We start from the raw sequence: 21,977 nt of genomic DNA, 5'->3' as shown, positions 1-21,977 counted from the left end.
GAGCGAGGCGCGACGATCCGGAGGAGGATCGGGACGCCCTGAATTGCGTCGCTCGGTGCGAAATGACGGGTGGCAAGGTGGCGTACGCTGCGGTCGCCTCACATCCCCCGTCACCCCGGACTCGTTCCGGGGGCCACTCCGCGGCGAGGGGGGAGGACAGAGGCTCATGCCGTCCCCCCAGCCTCACGGTAGACCCCGGACCGAGTCCGGGGTGACGAAGCGGGTGGGGCGAGGGGTGTGGCAGAGCGGCGGGGCTGCTGGTCGGGGCGTCTGAGGTGGCGTTCCGCTTTACCCCCCGCCATGCGCTCGCGCTGGTTGGCGCGGTCGCCATTGCCGGTGGCGCGCTGGACTATATCACCCGACCGCCGCCCCTTCCGGACTATGCCACCGTCCGCGCGCGGTGGCGGCCGTCGGAGGCGTGGCTGTACGATCGGCACGGCACGCTGATCGACAGTGCGCGCGTCGATTTCGTGGCGCGGCGGCTCGCCTGGACGCCGCTGTCGGCGATCGCGCCGGATGCGCGGGCGGCGATCGTGCGGGCGGAGGATCATCGCTTTTTCGATCATGGCGGCGTCGACTGGCTGGCGCTCGCCGGCGCGACGCGCGCACGGATCGAGCGGCAGCGGGTGCGCGGCGCGTCGACGCTGTCAATGCAGGTCGCGGGATTCCTGTCGCCAACGCTGGCGCGGCCGGGCGCGCGGGGATGGATCGACAAAGTGCGCCAGATCCGGGCCGGCCGTGCGCTGGAGGCGCGGTGGAGCAAGGACCAGATCCTCGAAGCCTATCTGAACCTCGCCGGCTACCGCGGTGAGGCGCAGGGGATCGGGGCGGCGGCGCTGGGGCTGTTCGGCAAGACGCCGGCCAGCCTGACCCGCGACGATGCGCTGCTGCTTGCCGCGCTGCTGCCCGATCCGCGCGCCGATGCCGCGACGATCGCGCGGCGGGCCTGTGCGTTGTCGGGCGATACGGCGTGCGCACGGTTTGCGCCGCAGGTCGCGGCGATGCTGGGGCCGGCGCGCAGCCTGGCGCTCGATCCCGGCCTCGCGCCGCATCTTTCCGACCGATTGCTGACGAGGCCGGGGCTACGGATCACGACGACGCTGGATGCAGGGATCCAGCGGATGGCGGCGGCGGCACTGCGGCGGCAGCTGCTCGGCCTCGGTGGCACGCGTGCGCGCGATGGCGCGGTGGTGGTGGTCGACAATGCCAGCGGCGACGTGCTCGCCTATGTCGGCGGGATCGGTGGCGCGTCGACGGCGCCGGCGGTGGACAATGCCAACGCCTATCGTCAGGCGGGATCGACGCTGAAGCCGTTCCTGTACGCGTTGGGAATCGAGCGGCGCTATCTGACCCCCGCCTCGATCCTCGACGATTCGCCAGTGCAGCTCGACACCGCGTCGGGCCTGTACGTGCCGCAGAATTACGACCGCGGGTTCAAGGGGCCGGTGTCGGCGCGGATCGCGCTGGCGGGGTCGCTCAACGTGCCGGCGGTGCGGACGCTGCTGCTCGTCGGCGTCGAGCCGTTTCGCGACCGGTTGTGGGACCTCGGCTATCGCGGGCTGGTGGAGGACGGCGCCTATTACGGCTTCTCGCTGGCGCTGGGGTCGGCGGAGGTGACGCTGCTGGAGCAGGTCGATGCCTATCGCACGCTGGCGCAAGGCGGGCGGTGGAGTCCGTTGCGGCTGACGCTGGACCAGCCGCGGGTCGCACCGCGCGCGATCGTCTCCCCCGCGGCGGCGTGGATCGTCGGCGACATGATCGCCGATCCCAATGCGCGCGCCGCCACCTTCGGCCTCGATTCGGCGCTGCGCCTGCCGTTCTGGGCGGCGGTGAAGACGGGGACGTCGAAGGCGATGCGCGACAATTGGTGCATCGGCTATTCGGACCGCTTCACCGTTGGCGTGTGGGTCGGCAATGCGGAGGGCGATCCGATGCGCGCGGTGTCGGGCACCAGCGGGGCGGCGCCGGTGTGGCGCGACGTGATGCTGGCGCTGCATGCCCGCGAGCCCGGCCGCGCGCCGCCCAGGCCCGCCGACGTCGTCGCGAGCCGCGTCGCCTTCGCCGACACGCGCGAACAGGCGCGGCAGGAGTTTTTCGTGCGGGGCACCGCGCAGGCGCGGGTCGCCGCGGCGCCGGCCGAGGCGCATCGCCCGCGCTTCACCAATCCGGTGGCGGGCAGCGTCTATGCGCTCGATCCCGATATTCCGGCGGATCGCCAGCGGTTGGTGATCGGGGTCAGCGGCAGTGCCACCGCGCATCGCATCCAGCTCGATTCGCGCGATCTGGGGCCGGCCGATCACAGCGCGCCCGTGATGCCGGGGCCGGGGCTGCACCGGCTGCGGCTGGTCGATGGCGGCGGCCGGATCGTCGACCAGATCCTATTCACGGTGCGCTGACGACGATCGCGCCAAAAATCGCGGGGTCCAAAGAACCAAAATGGCGATGACGCGTTAGCCGCCACTGATCCCTTAACCCCTTTTGGGATCAGTGCCGGTCCAAGCACGGCACGGCCGCGCCGATGCGTAGCAGGCGGCGCGGCCAACGCCGTGATAGGGATGATCGGCCGGTACAACCCGTCACCCCAGCGCAGGCTGGCGCCTCTTGCGGCTCCTGTCACGCGCGCTGACCGGGAGACCCCCAGCCTGCGCTGGGGTGACGTATCGAAACGTCAGATCGACCCTCGCAAACCCTGACCCTTACGGCGTGTTGCGACCGCCGCCGGTGTTGCTGCCGCCCGGACCGCCGGCACCCGCTGCACCGACCGTGCCGATGTTGCCGAACAGATCCTCGAAGAAACCGCGCTTCTTGCCCAGCGTCGGCGTCGTCTTGCCGTATGGATCGACGTTGGCGATCTGATCGATGCCCGTACGCGTCACCGACTTGACCGTGCCGTTGGGATCGAAGGTGATCTTCAGCGCGATCTGGTCCTTCGCCTTGGGCTTCTGGAAGTTGAGGTTCCGGCTGTCGCGCGAGACGTAATACCAGTCCTGCGCCCCGAACTGGCTGGCGATCGTCGGCCGGCCGAGGACCTGCGCCACCGATGCGCGGTTGTCGACGCCCGGCTGCACCGAATTCACCAGATCGGCGTCGATGATATAGCCCTGGTGCGACCGCAGCGGCGTGCACGCACCGGCACCCAGGATACATGCCAGTCCCGCAATCAGACCCACGCGGGCACGGGCGCGGGCGCCGAAACGGGCAACGGATACGCTCATCACAATCTCCAGCGGCGGCTTTCCCGCCCATGGCGCGCGCAGGATCGATTGCATCGCCCGCCGATCGCCTCGATATGCGAGGAACGACAAGGCTTCAAGCGGCAGTGCCGCGGGGAGTGGCAGGGAGGACGGGCGCACAGTGGGTTGGTGGGGACGATTGTTCGGCGAGCGACAGGATCAGGCGCTGCCGCTGTACAATGCGGTGGTGACGCGTGGGCGGGCCGAGCATTGGTATCTGGCGGGGGCGGTGCCCGACACGGTCGACGGCCGCTTCGATATGATCGCCGCGGTGCTGACGATGGTGCTGCTGCGGCTGGAGGCGGAGCCGGCGGCGGCGACGCTGTCGGCGCATCTGACCGAACGGTTCGTCGACGATATGGACGGGCAACTCCGGCAGATGGGCATGGGCGACCTGGTCGTCGGCAAGCATGTGGGCAAGATGATGAGCATGCTCGGCGGTCGCCTCGGCGCCTATCGCGAGGGGCTGGCGGCAGGCGATCTGACGCCGGCGCTGGTCCGCAACCTGTACCGCGGCGAGGGGCCCGCGCCGGAGGCGGTGGTGCATGTGGCGCAGTCCATTACCGCCTTCCGCACCGCGCTCGACGCGACGCCGCTCGACCGCCTGACCGCCGGAGACCTGCCATGAATCCCGAATTCAGCCGCCCCGAACGCCTCGACGCGATCGGCGCGGGCGATCGTGCCGTCCACATCATGGCCGACGCCGACGAACGCGCCGCCTTGGCGCGGCGCTTCGACCTGATCGCGGTCGAGCGGCTCGAGGCGGAGTTGACGTTGCGCCGCGAAGCCGCCGGCATTGCGGTGCGCGGACGGGTGACGGGCGCGGTGACGCAGGCGTGTTCGGTCACCGGCGTGCCGCTGGCTGCAACGATCGACGAACCCGTCGCTTTGCTGTTCGTCGAACGGCTCGACGGCCAGGACGAGGTGGAACTCGACGCCGGCGCGCTCGACACGGTGGAAATCGAAGGCGGCGCCATCGACCTCGGCGAAGTCGCTGCGGAAACCCTCGCGCTGTCGCTCGATCCCTTCCCCCGCAGCCCCGATGCCGCCGACGCGCTGAAGGCCGCGGGCGTCATCAGCGAGGAAGAGGCTGGGCCGTTCGGGGCGTTGAAGGACCTTAAGGCGAAGCTAGCGGGCAGGTAACGAAGCTTTGTCGACGCCGTCCAGCAACGAAGGATAAACGACCGAACTTCGATCCGCTGTGTCTGCTATTGAGGGTTAGCGGACCTTCGGAGGACCGTTCCGCCCGCGTTTCCACAAAAACACGATACTGATAATCAGGAAGCCAATCGACAAACCAACTGCCATGGAAGCGAGCTGCGATAACCCCGCAGAAGCCACAAAATCTTTAGCGGCGAAGCTGCAAATAACCGCCACGATGATCAGTCCGGTGGGCGCTGCTACAGGACGAAAACTGCTCATTTAGCAAAGATGCCCCATCCGTTGCATGGCCGCAATTGGGGGGGGCTGACGTTCCTCACGGACGATAGTCCTCGAACTCCCATTGCGCCCAGCGGGCAATCTCGCCTGCGATGGTATGCCAGTCGTCGCCCGACGCCTGAGCGATACGCTTGCGCACATAATCTTCGATGCGCTGAGGATCGAAGCTGCGCGCGATAAGCAAAAACCGCCCTTCGACGATGGCATGGCTATCTAATTCATACTCCAACCACGCTGGCGAACACACTTTGAAGTCAAAGGACTCTTCTCCTGGCGCGCCAGCTGGTCCCACAAGCGCCCGCAGAGAGACACAGAACGCACCTCCCCCGGGCCGAATAGACTCGTGGGGTTCATGTTCGACGGTCAACAAGGCTCGAAGTTCAGCGATCATGCCCCATGATCGTCCTAACGGTGAATGTCCGCAATTGGGCGTAAGTGGACGCTCAGCTACCCCCGTACCCGTTCGATCAACGCCTTCGCCCCGTGTGGCGCGCGGACTTTCGCGCCATTGATGAAGAAGACGAACGTGTCACGCTGGGCCTTGGCGGGCGTGTCGGACGTGACGTAGGGCAACCCCTCGGGCCGGCCGCCGGCCTGCCAGTCGCGTGCCGCCTTCGCCCAGCGGTCGAGCGCCGCGTCGGTGTAGCCGGCGGGTTCTGCCTCCACCGCATTTTCCAGGCGGGCGTAGACGAAGTCGGCGGTGACGTCGGCGATCGCGGGATAGTCGGCCGAATCGGCGTAGACGATCGCGACGTTCGCCGCGCGGGCCATGGCGATGAAGGCGGGGTCGGCGAAGCTGTCGTGGCGGACCTGGATGGCGTGGCGCAGGGGAATGCCGTCGTGCTTGGTCGGCAAGAGCTTCAGGAAGGCGGCCATGTCGTCGGGATCGAACTTTTTCGTGGCCATGAACTGCCACAGGATCGGGCCGAGCTTCTCGCCCAGCTCCGTGATGCCTTGGCTGACGAAGCGTTCGATCGATTCGCCGGCCTGGCTAAGCACCTTGCGGTTGGTGCAGTAGCGCGAGGCCTTAAGCGTGAAGACGAAGCCGTCCGGCACCGCGGCGGCCCAGTTGGCGAAGCTCGCGGGCTTGAAGCTGGAATAATAGGTGCCGTTGATCTCGATCGCGGTCAGCTGCGACGCGGCGTATTCGAGCTCGCGCTTTTGCGGCCATTTCTCGGGATAGAAGGTCCCGCGCCACGGCTCATAGGTCCAGCCGCCGATCCCGATTCGTATCGTCATGGACCAACCATATCAGTCGAAGCGATAGGGCACGATCCCGCGGCGGTCGGGGTCGACCAGCAGTTCGCGGCCGACGGGCGGGAAGGCGCGCTGATCGCAGTCGCGGCGGGGGCAGATGCGGCAGGAGGGACCGATCCGCGTCGCGCTGTCTGCGCCGGCGACGTCCAGGCCATCGGCATAGACGAACGCGGCGGCATGCTCGACCTCGCAGCCCAGCACTACGGCGTAGCGGCGGGGGGAGCGACGGTAGCTTGCGGTGGCCTTCACCAGCCCCTTCGCCATCGAGACGTAGCGGGCACCGTCGGGCATTTCGGCGACCTGGACGAGGATGCGGTCGCTGATCGCCACTGCCTCATGCGCGACCCACAAGGGGCAGGCGCCGCCATATTGGGCGAATTGCAGCCGCGTCGCCGAATGGCGTTTGGTGATGTTGCCGGCCATGTCGATGCGGCAGAAGAAGAAGGGGATGCCGGGTGCGCCCGGGCGTTGCAGCGTCGACAGGCGGTGGCAGACTTGTTCGAAGCTGACGCCGAAGCGCTGCCGCAAGGCATCGACGTCATGGCGCTGGTGGCGCGCGGCGCTGCGGAAGGCGGCGTAGGGCATCACCAGCGCGCCGGCGCCGTAATTGGCAAGGCCGACGCGGAGCAATTCGCGCGCCGCCTCCGACTGCAAGGGCGCCTCGGCGACGATGCCTTCGATCAGGTCCGCCGCCTCCAGCCGGATGAGCTGGTGCGCCATCTGGAAGGCGCGTGTCTCGATCGGCTGCGCGGCGTCGATCCGCAGCGTCGCGGCGGCGGGATCATAGCTGCGCAGGGCAGCGCCGTCGTCGGCCAGCCGGACGCCGTGCGCGCGTTCCAGCCGATCGGCATAGGCGCGGGCGCCGGACAGATCGGCGGCGAGTCCTTCCGCGAAGCGGTCGAGCGCATCGATGTAATTGCCGCTGCCCTGAAACCAGTCGCGCACCTCTTCCCAGGGCAGCGGCACCGGCTGGCTTCCGCCGGCATCGACGCGGTCGTCGAGCACGCGCAATTGCTCCTGCGTGCGCTGGAGCGCGGCGTGCAATGCCGCCATCCGCCGCGCGAGCAATGGCTGCTGACGCACGCCGCGGCGCACCGCATCGTCGTCGATCATCGCGGCGGGTACGGAGGGGTCTGTCCCCGCCGCCATCGCGGCGACCAGCGCGGCGGATTCATCCTCGGGTGCGACATCGACCCAGTCGAGCGGAAAGGCCCGCGCCAGGGCCGCCAGCACGCCGCCGGTGATGGGTCGATCGCCGCTTTCGATCTGCGACAGGTAGCTGGTCGAGATGCCGAGTTGCTGGCTTAACCGCGTCTGGCTGAGCGACAGTCGCGCCCGAAGCGCGCGCACGCGATCGCCGGCGAACAGGCGGGGGCGGGGCGGTTCGGTGGCCATCGTTCACGCCTAATTTGCAAACATGCGGATTGCAATTTTGCAAACCCACAGTTGAAAGCGGCGCCTACACCGGGTGAAACCGTCGCGCAGGAGTGTGCCCATGTCTTCCACGCTGAACGAACTCGAACGCCGTCGCGCCGCCGCCCGGGCCGGAGGCGGCGAAAAGCGCGTCGCTGCGCAGCACGCCAAGGGCAAGCTGACCGCGCGCGAACGGCTCGACATCCTGCTCGACGAAGGCTCGTTCGAAGAGATCGACATGTACGTCGAGCACAATTGCGTCGATTTCGGCATGGCGGATCAGGTGATCCCCGGCGACGGCGTCGTCACCGGATCGGGTACGATCAACGGCCGGCTGGTCTATGTCTTCAGTCAGGATTTCACCGTCTTCGGCGGGTCGCTGTCCGAACGCCATGCGCAGAAGATCTGCAAGGTGATGGACACCGCGATGAAGGTCGGCGCGCCGGTGATCGGTCTGAACGATTCGGGTGGCGCGCGCATTCAGGAGGGCGTGGCGAGCCTTGGCGGTTATGCCGAGGTGTTCCAGCGCAACGTGCTCGCGTCCGGCGTCGTGCCGCAGCTGTCCCTCATCATGGGGCCGTGCGCGGGCGGTGCGGTCTATTCGCCGGCGATGACCGACTTCATCTTCATGGTGAAGGATTCGAGCTACATGTTCGTCACCGGCCCCGACGTGGTGAAGACGGTGACCAACGAGGTCGTGACGCAGGAGGCGCTGGGCGGCGCGGTGACGCACACTACCAAGACCTCGGTCGCCGACAATGCGTTCGAAAACGACATCGAGGCGCTGCTGGCGGCGCGCGACTTCATCGATTTCCTGCCGCTGTCGAACCGCGAGGCCGTGCCCGAACGGCCGACCGCCGACGCCTGGGACCGGCTGGAGCCGAGCCTCGACACGCTCGTACCGGCCAGCGCCAACCAGCCCTACGATATGCACGAACTGATCCGGAAGGTCGTCGACGAGGGCGACTTCTTCGAAACGCAGCCGGCGCATGCGGCGAACATCATCACCGGCTTCGGCCGGATCGAGGGCAAGACGGTGGGCGTGGTCGCCAACCAGCCGATGGTGCTGGCGGGCGTGCTCGACATCAACAGCTCGAAGAAGGCGGCGCGGTTCGTGCGCTTCTGCGACGCGTTCGAAATTCCGATTCTGACCTTCGTCGATGTGCCCGGCTTCCTGCCGGGGACGGCGCAGGAGCATAACGGCATCATCAAGCACGGCGCGAAGCTGCTGTTCGCCTATGCCGAGGCGACGGTGCCGAAGATCACCGTCATCACGCGCAAGGCCTATGGCGGTGCGTATGACGTGATGGCGTCGAAGCATCTGCGCGGCGATTTGAACTACGCCTGGCCAACCGCCGAGATCGCGGTGATGGGCGCGAAGGGTGCGGTCGAAATCATCTTCCGTGGAAAGACGCCCGAGGAGATCGCCGAGCGGACGGCGGAATACGAAGCCCGCTTCGCCAACCCCTTCGTCGCGGCGAGCAAGGGCTTCGTGGACGAGGTGATCCAGCCGCACTCGACGCGGCGGCGGATCGCGCTGGGCTTGCGAAAGCTACGCGGCAAGAGCCTCGAGAATCCGTGGAAGAAGCATGACAATATCCCCCTTTGACGATGAACGTCTCGCCCGCCTGACGGCGCTGCGCAATGTGGCGGCGAAAAGTGCTGGCTGGATGATCGAGGTTGGCGTCGATAGCCCCGAGCGGTTGGCTGAGTTGGGCGCGGTGGAAACCTATTGCCGGATGAAGGCGGCGCACCCGCGCGAGGTCAGTCTATGCGCCGTCTGGGCGCTTCAAGGGGCGATCGATGGCGTAGCGAGCGCACACTTGTCTGCCGAGACAAAGCAGGCGTTGAAAGACGAAGTCCAGCAGCGCCGGACGACCGGAGAAACCGTATGACCCCCCTCGGCCGCCTCAACCACGTCGGCATCGCGACGCCGTCGATCGCGCAGTCGATCGAGACCTATCGCACCCTGCTCGGCGCCACCGTGATCGGCGAGCCGTTCGACCTGCCGGCGCAGGGCGTGAAAGTGTGCTTCATAGACGCGCCCAACACGCAGATCGAGCTGATCGAGCCCTATGACGACAGTTCGCCCATCGCCGGCTTCCTGAAGAAGAACCCGGCGGGTGGGCAGCATCATGTCTGTTTCGAGGTGCCCGACATCCACGCCGCCGTTGCGGACCTGAAGGCGAAGGGCGCGACCGTGCTCGGTGAACCCCGTATCGGCGCGCACGGCACGCCGATCGTCTTCGTACATCCCAAGAACATGGGCGGCGTGCTCGTCGAACTGATGGAGACGCCTGATGGCGATCATTGAGACCAACACCGGCGAGGACAGCGGCGCCGCGCCCAGGGCGCCCGCGACCCCCGAACCGACACCGCGCCCGACCCTCGCCGACTGGCAGGCCGCCGCATCGAAGGAGGTGAAGGGCAAGGACCTGACATGGCCGACGCCCGAGGGCATCGCGGTCAAGCCGCTCTATACGGCTGAGGACGTGCGCGAAGACCCCGGCCTGCCCGGCTTTGCGCCGTTCACGCGCGGCGTGCGCGCGTCGATGTATGCGGGCCGGCCGTGGACGATCCGGCAGTACGCCGGCTTCTCGACCGCGGAGGAATCGAACGCCTTCTACCGCCGCAACCTCGCCGCCGGGCAGAAGGGGCTGAGCGTCGCCTTCGACCTTGCCACCCATCGCGGCTATGACAGCGACCATCCGCGCGTCACCGGCGACGTCGGCAAGGCGGGCGTCGCGATCGACAGCGTCGAGGACATGAAGATACTGTTCGACGGGATTCCGCTCGATCAGATGTCGGTCAGCATGACGATGAACGGCGCGGTGATCCCGATCCTCGCCTTCTTCATCGTTGCAGGGGAAGAGCAGGGCGTTGCGCGGAGCCTGCTCGACGGGACCATCCAGAACGACATCCTCAAGGAGTTCATGGTCCGCAACACCTATATCTACCCGCCCGAACCCAGCATGCGAATCATTTCGGATATCTTCGGCTACACCAGCCGCGAGATGCCAAAGTTCAATAGCATCTCGATCAGCGGCTATCACATGCAGGAGGCGGGGGCGACGCAGCTCCACGAGCTCGCCTTCACCATCGCCGACGGCATGGAATATGTGAAGTACGGCGTGGCGAGCGGCCTCGACATCGACAAGTTCGCCGGGCGCCTGTCATTCTTCTTCGCGATCGGCATGAACTTCTTCATGGAGATCGCCAAGCTGCGCGCCGCGCGCGTGCTGTGGCATCGCGCGATGACGCAGCTGGGCGCGAAGGACGAGCGCAGCAAGATGCTGCGCACGCACTGCCAGACCAGCGGCGTCTCGCTGACCGAGCAGGACCCCTATAACAACGTCATGCGCACGACGATCGAGGCGATGGCGGCGATGCTGGGCGGCACTCAGTCGCTGCACACCAACGCGCTCGACGAAGCCATTGCGCTGCCGACCGATTTCTCCGCCCGGATCGCGCGCAACACGCAGATCGTGATCCAGGAAGAGACGGGAATGACAAAGGTCGTCGATCCGCTCGGCGGCTCCTATTACGTCGAAAGCCTGACGCAGAGCCTGGTCGATGGCGCGTGGGAGATCATCGAGCGCGTCCAGGCGGAAGGCGGCATGGCGAAGGCGGTCGCGGCGGGCTGGCCCAAGGCGATGATCGAGGAAGCCTCCGCCGCCCGCGCCGCGCGTGTCGACCGCGGCGAGGACGTGATCGTCGGCGTGAACAAGTATCGCAAGGCCGACGAGGACCCGATCGACATCCTCGACGTCGATAACGTGGCGGTGCGCGAGGCTCAGATCCGGCGGATCGAACGCGTCAAGGCGACACGCGATGAGGCGGCGTGCCGCGCCGCGCTCGACGCGTTGCGCGATGGCGCGCGGGGTAAGGACAATCTGCTGGCCCTCGCCGTCGACGCGGCGCGCGCCCGTGCGACGCTGGGCGAAATCAGTAGCGCGATGGAGGATGTGTTCGGCCGCTTCGGTACGCAGCCGACGCCGGTGAAGGGCATCTATGGCGGCGCCTATGCCGACGACATGCGCTGGGAGCGGCTCGCCGATGGTGTTGCCGCTACCGAGCGTCGGTTGGGTCGCAAACCCCGCATGCTCGTCGCGAAGATGGGGCAGGACGGGCACGACCGCGGCGCCAACCTCGTCAGCAGCATGTTCGGCGATCTGGGGTTCGAGGTCGTCCCCGGCCCGCTGTTTCAGACGCCCAAGGAAGCCGCGGTGCTCGCACTGGAGAAGGATGTCGACGTCGTCGGCGCCTCCAGCCTGGCGGCCGGGCACAAGACGCTGATCCCCGAACTGATCGGCCATCTGCGCGACGCAGGCCGCGCCGACATCAAGGTGATTGCCGGCGGTGTGATCCCGGCGCAGGACTATCAGGCGCTGCGCGATGCGGGCGTGCAGGCGATCTTCGGCCCCGGCACCAACCTGATCAAGGCGGCCGAAGAGGTGTTGCGCCTGCTCGGCCACAATATGCCGCCGCAGGAGGACGCCGCGTGATCGAGGACTCGGACGAGCCGGTTGGCGATGCGCCGTTCCCTCGCTCCTACGACTTCTTCAAGCACACGACCGGCATCGCCCTCGTGTCGCTGGGCGGCGTGTTTGCCTTTGCCGACGGGCAGGGCGTGCGCTTCGAGCATAAGCAGCTGATCGTCATCCTCGCCTTCATCGGGCTGGCGGGCGTTACCAGCCTGTTCATGGCCTCGCACCTCGCCAGCCTCGAGGTCAGCGCGCATCCGCGTGCCAAGGTTGCGCGGACGATCCGCATCGCGCAAGCCGCGGTCAGCACCCTGCTGTCTGGCGGGGTCGGAGCCTTTCTCTACAACTTCACACCGGCGATCCTGCAATGACCCGTAATGACTGGACCCGCGACGAGATCGCAGCCCTGTTCGACCTGCCCTTCGACGAACTGATGTGGCAGGCGCAGACCGTCCACCGCGCGCATCACGCGGCGGGGCAGGTGCAGCTGTCGACGCTCCTCTCGATCAAGACGGGCGGCTGCCCGGAGGACTGCGGCTATTGCTCGCAGTCGGTCAGCGCCGACAGCGGGGTCAAGGCGACCAAGCTGATGGATGTGCGCAGCGTCCTGCAAGCGGCGGCGCAGGCCAAGGACAATGGCTCGACCCGCTTCTGCATGGGTGCGGCGTGGCGCAATCCCAAGGACCGCGACATGGGCGCGATCGTCGCGATGGTCGAGGGCGTGCGCGGCATGGGCATGGAAACGTGCATGACGCTCGGCATGCTGGAGCCGCATCAGGCGCGGCAGCTCGCCGACGCGGGCCTCGATTACTACAATCACAATATCGACACCTCGCCCGAGCGCTATGGCGACGTCATCACGACGCGCAGCTTCCAGGAGCGGCTCGATACGCTCGATGCGGTGCGGAGCGCAGGGATCAACGTGTGCTGCGGCGGGATCGTCGGCATGGGTGAAACGCGCGAGGATCGCGTCGGCTTCGTCCATGCGCTGGCGACCCTGCCCGAGCATCCCGGCAGCGTGCCGGTCAATGCTTTGGTGCCGGTGAAGGGCACCGTGCTCGGCGACATGCTCGCCGACACGCCGCTCGCCAAGATCGACGAGATCGAGTTCGTCCGCACCGTGGCCGTCGCGCGCATCACCATGCCCGAGAGCATGGTGCGCCTGTCCGCGGGGCGCGAGAGCATGTCGGATTCGGCGCAGGCGCTGTGCTTCATGGCGGGGGCCAATTCGATCTTCACTGGCGATAAGCTGCTGACCGCGGGCAACGCCGGCGACGACAAGGACGCCGCGCTCTTCGCGAAGCTGGGCGTGACGCCGATGGCGGCGGAGCCCAGCGCCCGTCACCCCGGCCATGAGCCGGGGTCTGGCTGTTGCGGACCTGCGGCAGGAAGCGGGACCCCGGGTCAAGCTCGGGGTGACGCGGTGATGGCCGAGGCGGCGGAGTGAGGGCGCTCATCCGCGTGGCAGCGATCGTCTTTACGGTCGTCTCGACGTCGTTCTGGTTGATAGCAACGAGCATCACTACGCATGACGGCGCTATCGTGCAGGTCCAGTCAGCCAAGTCGGCAAGCTATCTCACGTCGTACCTGTTCTACGCGGTGCCGACGCTGCTCTACGCCGTGCTTTGCACGCTGTTCTGCCACTGGTTTGCCCGTCTCGTCGTAAAACAGGTCCCACGCAAATGAGCATTTCCCTCCTGCTGGGCAGGAGGGGTTAGGGGAGGGCCTGTCCTCCCCACCATCAGAACGATGCCCGCGCGCGGAGAGGCTTTCGAGAGTCCGATCCGTCAGCGGGAGGGAGAAGAGGATGTTCAAGAAAATCCTGGTCGCCAATCGTGGTGAGATCGCCTGCCGCGTGTTCCGCACTGCGAAGCGCATGGGGATCAAGACGGTCGCGGTCTATTCCGATGCCGACGCGCGATCCCCCCACGTGCTGATGGCGGACGAGGCGGTGCGCCTGGGGCCGGCGCCCGCCGCCGAAAGCTACCTTAAGGCCGAGCTGATCCTGCTCGCCGCCAAGGAGACGGGCGCGGACTGTATCCACCCCGGCTACGGCTTCCTGTCCGAACGCGAGAGCTTTGCGCGTGCCTGCGCCGAGGCGGGCATCGCCTTCGTCGGCCCGCCGCCGAACGCGATCGCGGCGATGGGCGACAAGATCGAATCGAAGAAGCTGGCGAAGGACGCGGGCGTCAACGTCGTCCCCGGTTTCCTGGGGGAGATCGCGGACACCGACGAGGCGGTGCGGATCGCGACCGACATCGGCTATCCGGTGATGATGAAGGCGTCGGCCGGCGGCGGCGGCAAGGGCATGCGCCTCGCGTATAGCGAGCAGGACGTGCGCGAAGGGTTCGAGGCGACCAAGCGCGAGGGTCTCGCCAGCTTCGGCGACGATCGCGTGTTCATCGAGAAGTTCATCGAATCGCCGCGTCACATCGAGATCCAGGTGCTCGGCGACCAGCATGGCAACATCCTGTACCTCAACGAGCGCGAATGTTCGGTGCAGCGCCGCCACCAGAAGGTGGTCGAGGAAGCGCCCTCGCCCTTCGTGACGCCGGCGATGCGCAAGGCGATGGGCGAACAGGCCGTCGCGCTGGCCCGTGCGGTGGGCTATTATTCCGCGGGAACGGTCGAGCTGATCGTCTCGGGCGCGGATACGACCGGCGAGAGCTTCTACTTTCTCGAGATGAACACCCGGCTGCAGGTGGAACATCCGGTGACCGAGGAGATCACCGGCCTTGACCTCGTCGAACAGATGATCCGCGTGGCGGCGGGGGAGCCGCTGTCGATCACCCAGGATCAGGTCGGCATCAACGGCTGGTCGGTCGAAAACCGCGTCTATGCCGAGGACCCGTATCGCGGCTTCCTGCCCAGCATCGGGCGGCTGGTGCGGTACAATCCGCCGGTGGCCACCTCGTCACCCCAGCGAAGGCTGGGGTCTCCCGCGACAGGCGCGGGACAGGAGCCGCACGAGACCCCAGCCTTCGCTGAGGAGACGCAAGGTGACGAACCCCGCATCCGCGTCGATGATGGCGTCGCCGAGGGCGGTGAGGTCAGCATGTTCTACGATCCCATGATCGCCAAGCTCGTCACCTGGGCGCCGACGCGCGAGGCGGCGATCGATGCGCAGATCGCTGCGCTCGACGCATTCGAGATCGAGGGGCCGGGCACCAACATCGACTTCCTGTCGGCGCTGATGCAGCACCCGCGCTTCCGGTCGGGCAACATCACCACGGGGTTCATTGCCGAGGAATATCCCGACGGCTTCCACGGCGCCCCCGCCGACGCCGACCTCAAGCGCCATCTCGCCGCGATCGCCGCCTTTGCCGCGACCGCGCAGGCCGATCGTGCGCGCCGCATCGACGGCCAGCTTGGCAGCCGCCTGCAGCCGCCGCATGCCTGGAGCGTGCGGATCGACGGCGAGGACCATGACGTGACGGTCTCGACCGACGGCATCACGGTCGATGGCGACGCGCTCGACATCGCGCTGGAATATACCCCCGGCGACCGGATGGTGGAGGCCGAGATCGGCCCGGAAAACGGGGAGGACGCGCAGCTCACCGTCCGCATCCTGCCCGTCCGCAGCGGCTTCCGCCTGACCACGCGTGGTGCGAGCCATGACGTCCGTGTCCTGCCCGCGCACGCCGCGCCGTACGCGCAGCATATGATCGAGAAGGTGCCGCCCGATTTGTCGCGCTTCCTGATCGCGCCGATGCCGGGCCTGCTCGTCCGCCTCGACGTCGGCGCGGGCGATGCGGTGGAAGCGGGGCAGCCGCTTGCCGTGGTCGAGGCAATGAAGATGGAAAATATCCTGCGCGCCCAGAAGGCGGGCCGGGTGAAGGCCGTCTCCGCCGCCGCCGGCGACAGCCTGGCGGTCGACCAGATCATCCTCGAAATGGAATGAGCCACCGCCGCCGGGCGCGCCCGCCCGGCGGTCAGGGGGCGTGTGGCCGTCCGATCGCGCGCGCATAGACGGCGAGCAACGCGACCGCAGCGACCGCCAGCCACACGCCCGCCGTTCCCACCGCACCATAGACGGCGGCTCCGCCGCACGCGCCCGCGACCAGCCCCATCCACAGCAAGGCATAGGGCAGCCACGCCCAGCGCGGCCCGCTGCCCATCAGCGCGGCGGTCAGCCGCTGTATGCATTTTACCAGCGTCCCGGTCATATAGGTGACGCCGATGCTCACCTCGCCATCGCGCTGGAAGATGGTGTTCGCCGCGCCCATCGCCGCCGCCATCATCAGGCTGGTCGCCATCGCGGGCGATCGTCCGTCGCTCGCCGCGGCAAGCGCCAGCAGCGCGCCCATCAGCAGCAGCGAGACGGGCAGGCGCCCACCCCCGTGCCGCAGCGACAGCCATGTCCCGCCCGCCACGCCGGCCGCAAAGCCCGCGATCAACGCGCCGGCAACATACGCGACATGGACATCCGTCACCGCACCGACCGCGAATCGGGTGGAATTGCCGCTCATGAACGACACGAAGAACCCGCCCAGCCGCAGGAACCCGATCGCATCGACATATCCCGCCGTCGCCGCAAGGCCGGCGGCGAGAAACCAGAAGCGGCGGTCGTAGCGGGTCATCGGCCGGGAGTGTTGGGGAATAGCGGGCGGGGACTCAAGGGGCGACTTGGGAGGGATCGTCTGCATCGACGACCGTCGCCTTCCGGCGGCCGAAGACGAGCAAGCTCAGCACCGACAGGCCCAAGGCGCAGGCCGCTCCGTAGAGCATCACCCCGCCGAAGCCCTGCACCAGTGCGGCGCGAGCGGTGGCGAGACCGATGCTAGCGGTGACGCCCGACAGATTACCGGCGGCGATCGTCTCGGACAGGCGGATGAGGGCACCGGGCTCGACCCGCGGCGCGACTTCGCTCAGGCTGGTGCGGATACCTTCGAGCAGGATGAAGCCCATCAGCGCGATGTTGATCGCCAGCGAGATCATCCGCGCGCTCATGTCCATGCCCGACGCCATCCCTGCGCGCTCCGGGGGCAGCGCCCCGGTCGCGGTGTTGGTGACGGGGGTGTTGGTCAGGCCGAGCCCGACCCCTGCGACGACGCAACCGGGCAGCATCGGCCACGCGCTCCCGTTGCCGCTCCTCGCTGCGAACCACATCAGGACGAAGCCGAGCCCGATGGTAAAGAGCCCCGTCGGAATGACGAACGCAGCCCCGCGCTTGGCCAGCAAGCGCTCGGCGAAGGGCGGCACCACCAGCGTGGGCAACGTGTAGGCCAAGAGCGCCAGCCCCGCCGTCACGCTGTTCAGCCCCAGCACCGCTTGGAAATAGATCGGCAGGTAGATCACGAACGGCCAGAAGCTGAAGTTCATCCCCGCCGATCCGAGCAGCGCGCCGGAGAAGGCGCGGGTGCGGAAGGCGCCGAAATCGAACATCGGCCGCGCGGCGTGCATCTCCACGACGATGAAGGTGAGAAAGCTGATCACGCCAACACCAGCAAGCACGATGCCGAGGCGATTGGCGCCCAGTCCTTGCCCCTGCGTGATGAGGTAGACGAGGCAGAATACGGCGAGCGACAAGGTCGCTATGCCCGGCAGGTCGATCCGCACGGCATGGGGATCGGAGGATTCGACCACGCCCGTTAGGGCCAGCGCGAGCGTGAGCAGCGCCAGCGCCACATGGACGAGGAACACCCACTGCCAACTCGCGACGGCGACCGTCAGCCCGCCGACCAGCGGACCGAAACCCAGGCCGATCCCGAAGATGACGCCCCACCAGCCGAACGCCGTGCCGCGCTCCGGTCCGTCGCGAAACTGGTGTGACAGGACGGCGATCTGGCAGGCCAGCATCGCTGCGCCGCTCGCCCCTTGCAGGAATCGCGCGGCGATCAGCATCGGGGCGCTGGTGGCCAGGCCGCAAGCGAGGGAAGCAAGACCGAACACGACGATGCCGCCCAGGAAGATGCGCTTGCGCCCAAACCGGTCGGCCAGCGCGCCCGCCGCCATCAGGCAGGTCGTCATCGCGATCGTATAGGCATTCATGATCCACTGGAGCTGGCGGAAGTTGGCCGGCAAGACCTGCTCCAGCGTGGGCAGGATGCTCGGAATGCTCGATATCTCCAGCCCGAGCATCAAGGCGGAGAGACAGATGGCCGCGAGTGCGGCGCGGTTTCGGGTGGCGGCGGTAGCGTTCATCGTGCGGCCCTGCTGCTGTGATCGGCACAGGGCGCCTTGATGCGGGAGCGCGCTGTCTCACGCTCGTGGTCGATGGCCTTGCCGATCCTGGTCGTCATCATCGGCAAAGTGACGGCTGGTTTATTATCAAACAACCGGATGGCAGGTCATATCAGTGACAACAAAACGAGATGGTTTGCGGGCATGACGCTGGAAGTCGACGCGGTCCGTGCGTTCCTCATGGTCGCGGACCATCGCAGTTTCACCCGCGCCGCCGACGTGCTGGGGACCACGCAGGGCGCGGTCAGCGTCAAATTGAAGCGGCTGGAGGACCGGCTGGGCACGCGGCTGATCGAACGCACGCCGCGGCAGGTCCGCCTGTCGGCACAGGGCGAGGTCTTCATCCAGTCCGCGCGCGAGTTCCTTGACGCGCATGAGCGCGCGCTCGCCGGACTGACCGCCACCCGCCGCCGCTTTCGGCTCGGTATCGCGGGTCATGTCATGGGGCCGGAGGTTCCGACACTGCTGGCCAGGCTGAAGTCGCTCGACCCGGCGCTGACCGTGGAGGTGCTGATCGACAATTCAAGCGTACTGCTCGACGGCTTCGAAAGCGGCCGGTTTGATGCGGTCATCATCCGCAGCGACGACGACCGCCGCGATGGCGAAATCCTCGGGCCGGAGCATTTCGGCTGGTTCGCCTCTCCAGCGTTCGAGCATCGTGCCGGCGAACCGCTGCGGCTTGCGGCGATGTCGCCGTGCTGCTCCGTGCGGGATGTCGCGACCCGGCTGCTGGACCGGGCATCGGTCGCGTGGGAAGAGGTCTTCGTCGGCGGCACGTCGGCGATCGCGGCGGCCTTGTCCGCCGGGCTCGGGGTATCCGCCTTCCCGCGCCGGCTCGCGCCTGCCGACGTGATCGATGTCGGCGATGCGCTCGGCCTGCCGCCGCTGCCATCGCTGTCGATCGTCCTGCATCCTTCGCTGTCGGACCCGAAGACGAAGGAGACGCTGCGGGCGATCACCGCCGCGTTCCGGGAGCATCGCCGCGCGAGTAACGGGATACAGGGTCGACGGGCGATCCCGGACTGACGGCTCGACGTGCCGCGTCACGATGTCGATGACCGATGAAAGCGTTCGGGCACGAGGCTCATCAGGCCGAGAAGCGCGAGGGCCCCGCCCACCCACAGCGGTGCCGTCAGGCCATCGCCGTGGTCGATTGCGGCGCCGCCGGCCCAGGTGCCGACGGCCAGACCGGCGGTGATAATCGACGCGTGCAGGCTGTTGACGAGCGGCCCCGGATGCGCTGTCCGCATCACGCGCGTGACCATCGCGGGGTTCAGCGCATTGCGTCGGGTGAAGGAGCGCGTGAATGGCCGCGAAGCTGGGTTCGTCAGCAGCCCGGGCGAGCCTCCCCGCCGCTACGATGCCGTCTGGCAGAACATGCCAGCGGGACGTCCGGTGGGAATTTCCGCAACCGTCAGTGGGATATGATAAGGTGTTTTTAGCCGACACCCTCGGCGTGGCCTGTAAGTCTTTAAGAAGACTGGAGCGGGCGAAGGGATTCGAACCCTCGACCCCAACCTTGGCAAGGTTGTGCTCTACCCCTGAGCTACGCCCGCTCTGGCGCCTGTGCCGGCTGCTCGTTGGAGCCACCGGCTGGGTGAGGCGCGTCCACTAGCGGCGACTGCGCGAGGCCGCAAGCCCCATCTTGTGATTTTCGCACACGATTTCGACTTGGCGACTCGATATACGGAACATTACAAGAACATGTATGTCCGACTCGTCCGCCCTGATCGCCCGTCTGCGTGGCCTTGCCGCCGCTGGCGGGGCTGCGCAAGCGGCGGCGGCACCGGTCGATGCCTGGCGACATGAAGGGCTGGCGCGCGCGCAACTCCATGAAATCTATGCGCTGGAGGGCGAAGATGGGGCGAGCGTCGCGGGGTTCGGCCTGGCGTTGGCTCTAGCTGCCGGGGCGGTGCCGCTGCTGTGGCTGCGGACCGAGGCAGGGGAGCGCGCGCAGGGCCGGCTGCATGCGAGCGGGCTCGCCGAACTGGGCCTGGCGGCCGATTCGGTGCTGCTCGTCGTCGTCGCCGACGAATCGGCGCTGCTGCGCGCGGCGGCGGATGCGGCGCGCTGTGGGGGGCTGGGCATGGTGCTGGTCGAAAGCGTCGGGCCGATGCCGGGGCTGGACCTTACCGCGACGCGGCGGCTGATGCTGGCGGCGGAGGCGTCGGGCGTCACACTGCTGTCGCTGCGGATCGGCGCGGAACCGGTCGCGAGCGCCGCTGCGACGCGGTGGAGCGTTGCCGCCGTGCCCTCGACCGCGCTGGATCAGGGTCTGGGCGAGGGCGCGCCGGGCCTGCCCGCTTTCGATGTCGAATGTGTGCGCCGGCGTGGCGGTCCTGCGGGGCAGCGCTGGCGTGTGGAGTGGGATCGTGATGCCAAGAGTTTCCGTGACGCGCCGCTATCTGGCGCTGGTCTTTCCGTGGCTCCCGATCGAGCGGCTGCGCGCCACCCGGCCGCATCTGTTCGTCGGCGGTGAGGCGCCGGTCGCCTTCGTCGAGACGGTGGGCCAGGCGATCCGGCTGACCGCGACCGATCTGGCCGCGGCGCGCGCCGGGCTGGAGCCGGGGCTGACGCTGGCCGACGCCCGCGCGCGCGTGCCCGAACTGGAGGTGTTTCCGGCCGATCCGCATGCCGACATGGACTGGCTGGAGCGGCTGGCCGATGGCTGCACGCGCTACAGCCCCACGGTCGCGCTGCTGCCCCCCGATGCGCTGGTGATCGACATTGCGGGATGCGTCCATGCTTTCGAGGGGGAGCGTCCGCTTGCCGCCGATGTCGAGGCGCGGATGGCACGGCGTGGGATCCTGGCACGCCATGCGTTCGGCGACACGCCCGAAATCGCCTGTGCGCTCGCCCGCTATGCCGGCGCGCCGGCGCCTGACGAGACGCGTGCGGTGAAGCGCCTGCCGGTCGCGGCGCTGGAGCTGGATGCGGACGCGACGGTGGCGCTGACCCGCGCGGGGTTGAAGACGGTGGGCGACGTGATGGCGCGCCCGCTCGCCGGCATCGCCGCGCGCTTTGGCGAGGAAGCGGCGACCGCGGTGCGGCGGCTGTCGGGCGACTATAAGGCGCCGGTCCGGCCGCGCGTGCGCGTTGCGCCGGTGGCGGTGGAGCGGCGCTTTGCCGAACCAATCGCGCGAACCGATTATGCGCTCGAGGTGATCGAAGAGCTGGCGGGCGAGGCGGGAAACACGCTCGGCCAGCGCCATCAGGGCGGGCGGCGGTGGGAGGCTCGGCTGTTCCGCAGCGACGGCCATATCCAGTCGCTGCGTGTCGAGACGGGGCAACCGACGCGCGACGTCGCGCTGCTGATGCGGTTGTTTGCCGAGCGGATCGACGCGCTCGCCGACCCGCTCGATCCCGGCTACGGTTATGACCTCATCCGGCTCGACGTGACGCTCGCCGAGCGGCTCGATGCGGCGCAGCTGCGGCTGGAGGGCGGCGAGGGGGCGACCCAGGTGCCGGCGGTGGCGGAGCTGATCGATCGCCTCTCCACCCGGCTGGGCCGTGAGCGGGTGCGGCGATTCGCCCCGCGCGACAGCCATATCCCCGAGCAGGCCGAACTGATGCTGCCCGCCGCCACACCGCCGCCCGCGGGGGACTGGCCGCAGGCGGAGGCGGGGGAGCCGCCGCTCAGGCCCATCTATCTGTTCGATCCGCCCCAACCGATTGAGGCGGTGATGGCGGAGGTGCCCGACGGCCCGCCGCACCGTTTCCGCTGGCGGCGCCGCGTCCACGAGGTCGCGCGCGCCGAGGGGCCCGAGCGGATCGCCGGCGAATGGTGGCGCCGTCACGACGTCGCCATCCCGACGCGCGATTATTACCGGATCGAGGACCGCCGGGGGCGGCGCTTCTGGATCTTCCGCCACGGCCTGCATAGCGAACAGGCGCACCCGCGCTGGTACGTCCATGGGTTGTTCGCGTGAGAGTGTTCCAGCTTTCACCGTCATCCCGGATTTGGTCC

Annotated in this window: 21 protein-coding genes and 1 tRNA gene; 14 read left to right on the top strand and 8 right to left on the bottom strand. The window is 67.9% G+C overall.

The features are described 5' to 3' along the window. The first annotated feature begins 275 nt into the window (after nt 1-275). Nucleotides 276-2,396 (top strand): penicillin-binding protein 1C, encoded by a 2,121-nt coding sequence (gene pbpC / locus ACGVWT_RS08110; protein WP_315460975.1) that lies wholly within the window; start codon nt 276-278, stop codon nt 2,394-2,396. Between the two features lie 300 nt (nt 2,397-2,696). Here pbpC and ACGVWT_RS08105 read toward each other — a convergent pair whose 3' ends face one another. Beyond that, nucleotides 2,697-3,215 (bottom strand): outer membrane protein assembly factor BamE, encoded by a 519-nt coding sequence (locus tag ACGVWT_RS08105; RefSeq protein ID WP_286164999.1) that lies wholly within the window; start codon nt 3,213-3,215, stop codon nt 2,697-2,699. A 139-nt stretch (nt 3,216-3,354) separates the two neighbouring features. Between ACGVWT_RS08105 and ACGVWT_RS08100 the strand changes: the two genes are divergently transcribed. Further along, on the top strand, nt 3,355-3,861 hold the full coding sequence (locus ACGVWT_RS08100; protein WP_315460976.1) for a ubiquinol-cytochrome C chaperone family protein: 507 nt from the start codon (nt 3,355-3,357) through the stop codon (nt 3,859-3,861). Further along, complete coding sequence (locus tag ACGVWT_RS08095; protein ID WP_315460977.1) at nt 3,858-4,376, top strand: DUF177 domain-containing protein; 519 nt, start codon at nt 3,858-3,860, stop codon at nt 4,374-4,376. The genes ACGVWT_RS08100 and ACGVWT_RS08095 overlap by 4 nt, the downstream gene beginning before the upstream one ends. A gap of 334 nt (nt 4,377-4,710) precedes the next feature. On the opposite strand, the gene ACGVWT_RS08090 is transcribed toward ACGVWT_RS08095, so the two are convergent. From ACGVWT_RS08090 to ACGVWT_RS08080, 3 genes are read right to left on the bottom strand one after another with little or no spacing between them, the layout of a single operon-like run. Beyond that, on the bottom strand, nt 4,711-5,064 hold the full coding sequence (locus ACGVWT_RS08090; RefSeq protein ID WP_315460978.1) for an Imm8 family immunity protein: 354 nt from the start codon (nt 5,062-5,064) through the stop codon (nt 4,711-4,713). Nucleotides 5,065-5,120: 56 nt separating this feature from the next. Beyond that, complete coding sequence (locus ACGVWT_RS08085; protein ID WP_315460979.1) at nt 5,121-5,912, bottom strand: DUF72 domain-containing protein; 792 nt, start codon at nt 5,910-5,912, stop codon at nt 5,121-5,123. A gap of 12 nt (nt 5,913-5,924) precedes the next feature. Next, nucleotides 5,925-7,325 (bottom strand): short-chain fatty acyl-CoA regulator family protein, encoded by a 1,401-nt coding sequence (locus ACGVWT_RS08080; RefSeq protein ID WP_315460980.1) that lies wholly within the window; start codon nt 7,323-7,325, stop codon nt 5,925-5,927. 100 nt (nt 7,326-7,425) lie between these two features. Between ACGVWT_RS08080 and ACGVWT_RS08075 the strand changes: the two genes are divergently transcribed. The 8 genes from ACGVWT_RS08075 to ACGVWT_RS08040 all read left to right on the top strand — a co-directional run bounded on the left by ACGVWT_RS08075 (nt 7,426) and on the right by ACGVWT_RS08040 (nt 15,728). Next, entirely contained in the window at nt 7,426-8,952 is a 1,527-nt protein-coding gene (locus ACGVWT_RS08075) for an acyl-CoA carboxylase subunit beta (RefSeq protein WP_116460139.1), read from the top strand. Further along, complete coding sequence (locus tag ACGVWT_RS08070) at nt 8,933-9,238, top strand: TfoX/Sxy family DNA transformation protein (RefSeq protein ID WP_116460138.1); 306 nt, start codon at nt 8,933-8,935, stop codon at nt 9,236-9,238. Before ACGVWT_RS08075 ends, ACGVWT_RS08070 begins: the two co-directional genes overlap by 20 nt. Further along, nucleotides 9,235-9,657 carry a methylmalonyl-CoA epimerase gene (mce, locus tag ACGVWT_RS08065; RefSeq protein WP_116460137.1) on the top strand — a complete coding sequence of 141 codons (423 nt, stop codon included), beginning with the start codon at nt 9,235-9,237 and terminating at the stop codon, nt 9,655-9,657. The genes ACGVWT_RS08070 and mce overlap by 4 nt, the downstream gene beginning before the upstream one ends. Then, the gene (gene scpA / locus ACGVWT_RS08060; RefSeq protein WP_315460981.1) at nt 9,644-11,848 is read left to right on the top strand and encodes a methylmalonyl-CoA mutase; all 2,205 of its coding nucleotides are present in this window, start codon (nt 9,644-9,646) and stop codon (nt 11,846-11,848) included. Before mce ends, scpA begins: the two co-directional genes overlap by 14 nt. Continuing rightward, nucleotides 11,845-12,198, top strand: a complete 354-nt coding sequence (locus ACGVWT_RS08055; protein ID WP_315460982.1) for a hypothetical protein — start codon at nt 11,845-11,847, stop codon at nt 12,196-12,198. Before scpA ends, ACGVWT_RS08055 begins: the two co-directional genes overlap by 4 nt. Continuing rightward, a complete protein-coding gene (bioB, locus tag ACGVWT_RS08050) occupies nt 12,195-13,274 on the top strand; it encodes a biotin synthase BioB (protein WP_315460983.1) in 1,080 nt (359 codons plus the stop codon). The genes ACGVWT_RS08055 and bioB overlap by 4 nt, the downstream gene beginning before the upstream one ends. A gap of 14 nt (nt 13,275-13,288) precedes the next feature. Continuing rightward, nucleotides 13,289-13,513, top strand: coding sequence for a hypothetical protein (locus ACGVWT_RS08045; RefSeq protein ID WP_315460984.1), 225 nt, complete (start codon nt 13,289-13,291; stop codon nt 13,511-13,513). Nucleotides 13,514-13,634: 121 nt separating this feature from the next. Further along, on the top strand, nt 13,635-15,728 hold the full coding sequence (locus tag ACGVWT_RS08040; RefSeq protein WP_315460985.1) for an acetyl/propionyl/methylcrotonyl-CoA carboxylase subunit alpha: 2,094 nt from the start codon (nt 13,635-13,637) through the stop codon (nt 15,726-15,728). A 31-nt stretch (nt 15,729-15,759) separates the two neighbouring features. On the opposite strand, the gene ACGVWT_RS08035 is transcribed toward ACGVWT_RS08040, so the two are convergent. Further along, nucleotides 15,760-16,407, bottom strand: coding sequence for a DUF1275 family protein (locus tag ACGVWT_RS08035; RefSeq protein ID WP_315460986.1), 648 nt, complete (start codon nt 16,405-16,407; stop codon nt 15,760-15,762). Nucleotides 16,408-16,441: 34 nt separating this feature from the next. Further along, complete coding sequence (locus ACGVWT_RS08030; protein ID WP_315460987.1) at nt 16,442-17,971, bottom strand: MFS transporter; 1,530 nt, start codon at nt 17,969-17,971, stop codon at nt 16,442-16,444. Nucleotides 17,972-18,154: 183 nt separating this feature from the next. Between ACGVWT_RS08030 and ACGVWT_RS08025 the strand changes: the two genes are divergently transcribed. Continuing rightward, on the top strand, nt 18,155-19,036 hold the full coding sequence (locus tag ACGVWT_RS08025; protein WP_315460988.1) for a LysR family transcriptional regulator: 882 nt from the start codon (nt 18,155-18,157) through the stop codon (nt 19,034-19,036). A 17-nt stretch (nt 19,037-19,053) separates the two neighbouring features. Here ACGVWT_RS08025 and ACGVWT_RS08020 read toward each other — a convergent pair whose 3' ends face one another. Both ACGVWT_RS08020 and ACGVWT_RS08015 read right to left on the bottom strand, forming a co-directional pair. Beyond that, on the bottom strand, nt 19,054-19,275 hold the full coding sequence (locus ACGVWT_RS08020) for a hypothetical protein (protein ID WP_315460989.1): 222 nt from the start codon (nt 19,273-19,275) through the stop codon (nt 19,054-19,056). A 216-nt stretch (nt 19,276-19,491) separates the two neighbouring features. Further along, nucleotides 19,492-19,566: transfer RNA gene (locus tag ACGVWT_RS08015), tRNA-Gly, on the bottom strand. A 152-nt stretch (nt 19,567-19,718) separates the two neighbouring features. Here ACGVWT_RS08015 and ACGVWT_RS08010 point away from each other — a divergent pair. Next, nucleotides 19,719-20,489, top strand: a complete 771-nt coding sequence (locus ACGVWT_RS08010; RefSeq protein WP_315460990.1) for an ImuA family protein — start codon at nt 19,719-19,721, stop codon at nt 20,487-20,489. Continuing rightward, a complete protein-coding gene (locus tag ACGVWT_RS08005) occupies nt 20,401-21,939 on the top strand; it encodes a DNA polymerase Y family protein (protein WP_315460991.1) in 1,539 nt (512 codons plus the stop codon). The genes ACGVWT_RS08010 and ACGVWT_RS08005 overlap by 89 nt, the downstream gene beginning before the upstream one ends. Nucleotides 21,940-21,977 lie beyond the last annotated feature (38 nt).

The organism is Sphingomonas sp. S6, from assembly GCF_043498045.1.
Classification (GTDB): domain Bacteria; phylum Pseudomonadota; class Alphaproteobacteria; order Sphingomonadales; family Sphingomonadaceae; genus Sphingomonas.
Note: the sequence above shows the minus strand (reverse complement) of the source record. Positions and strands in the feature narration are given on the sequence as shown.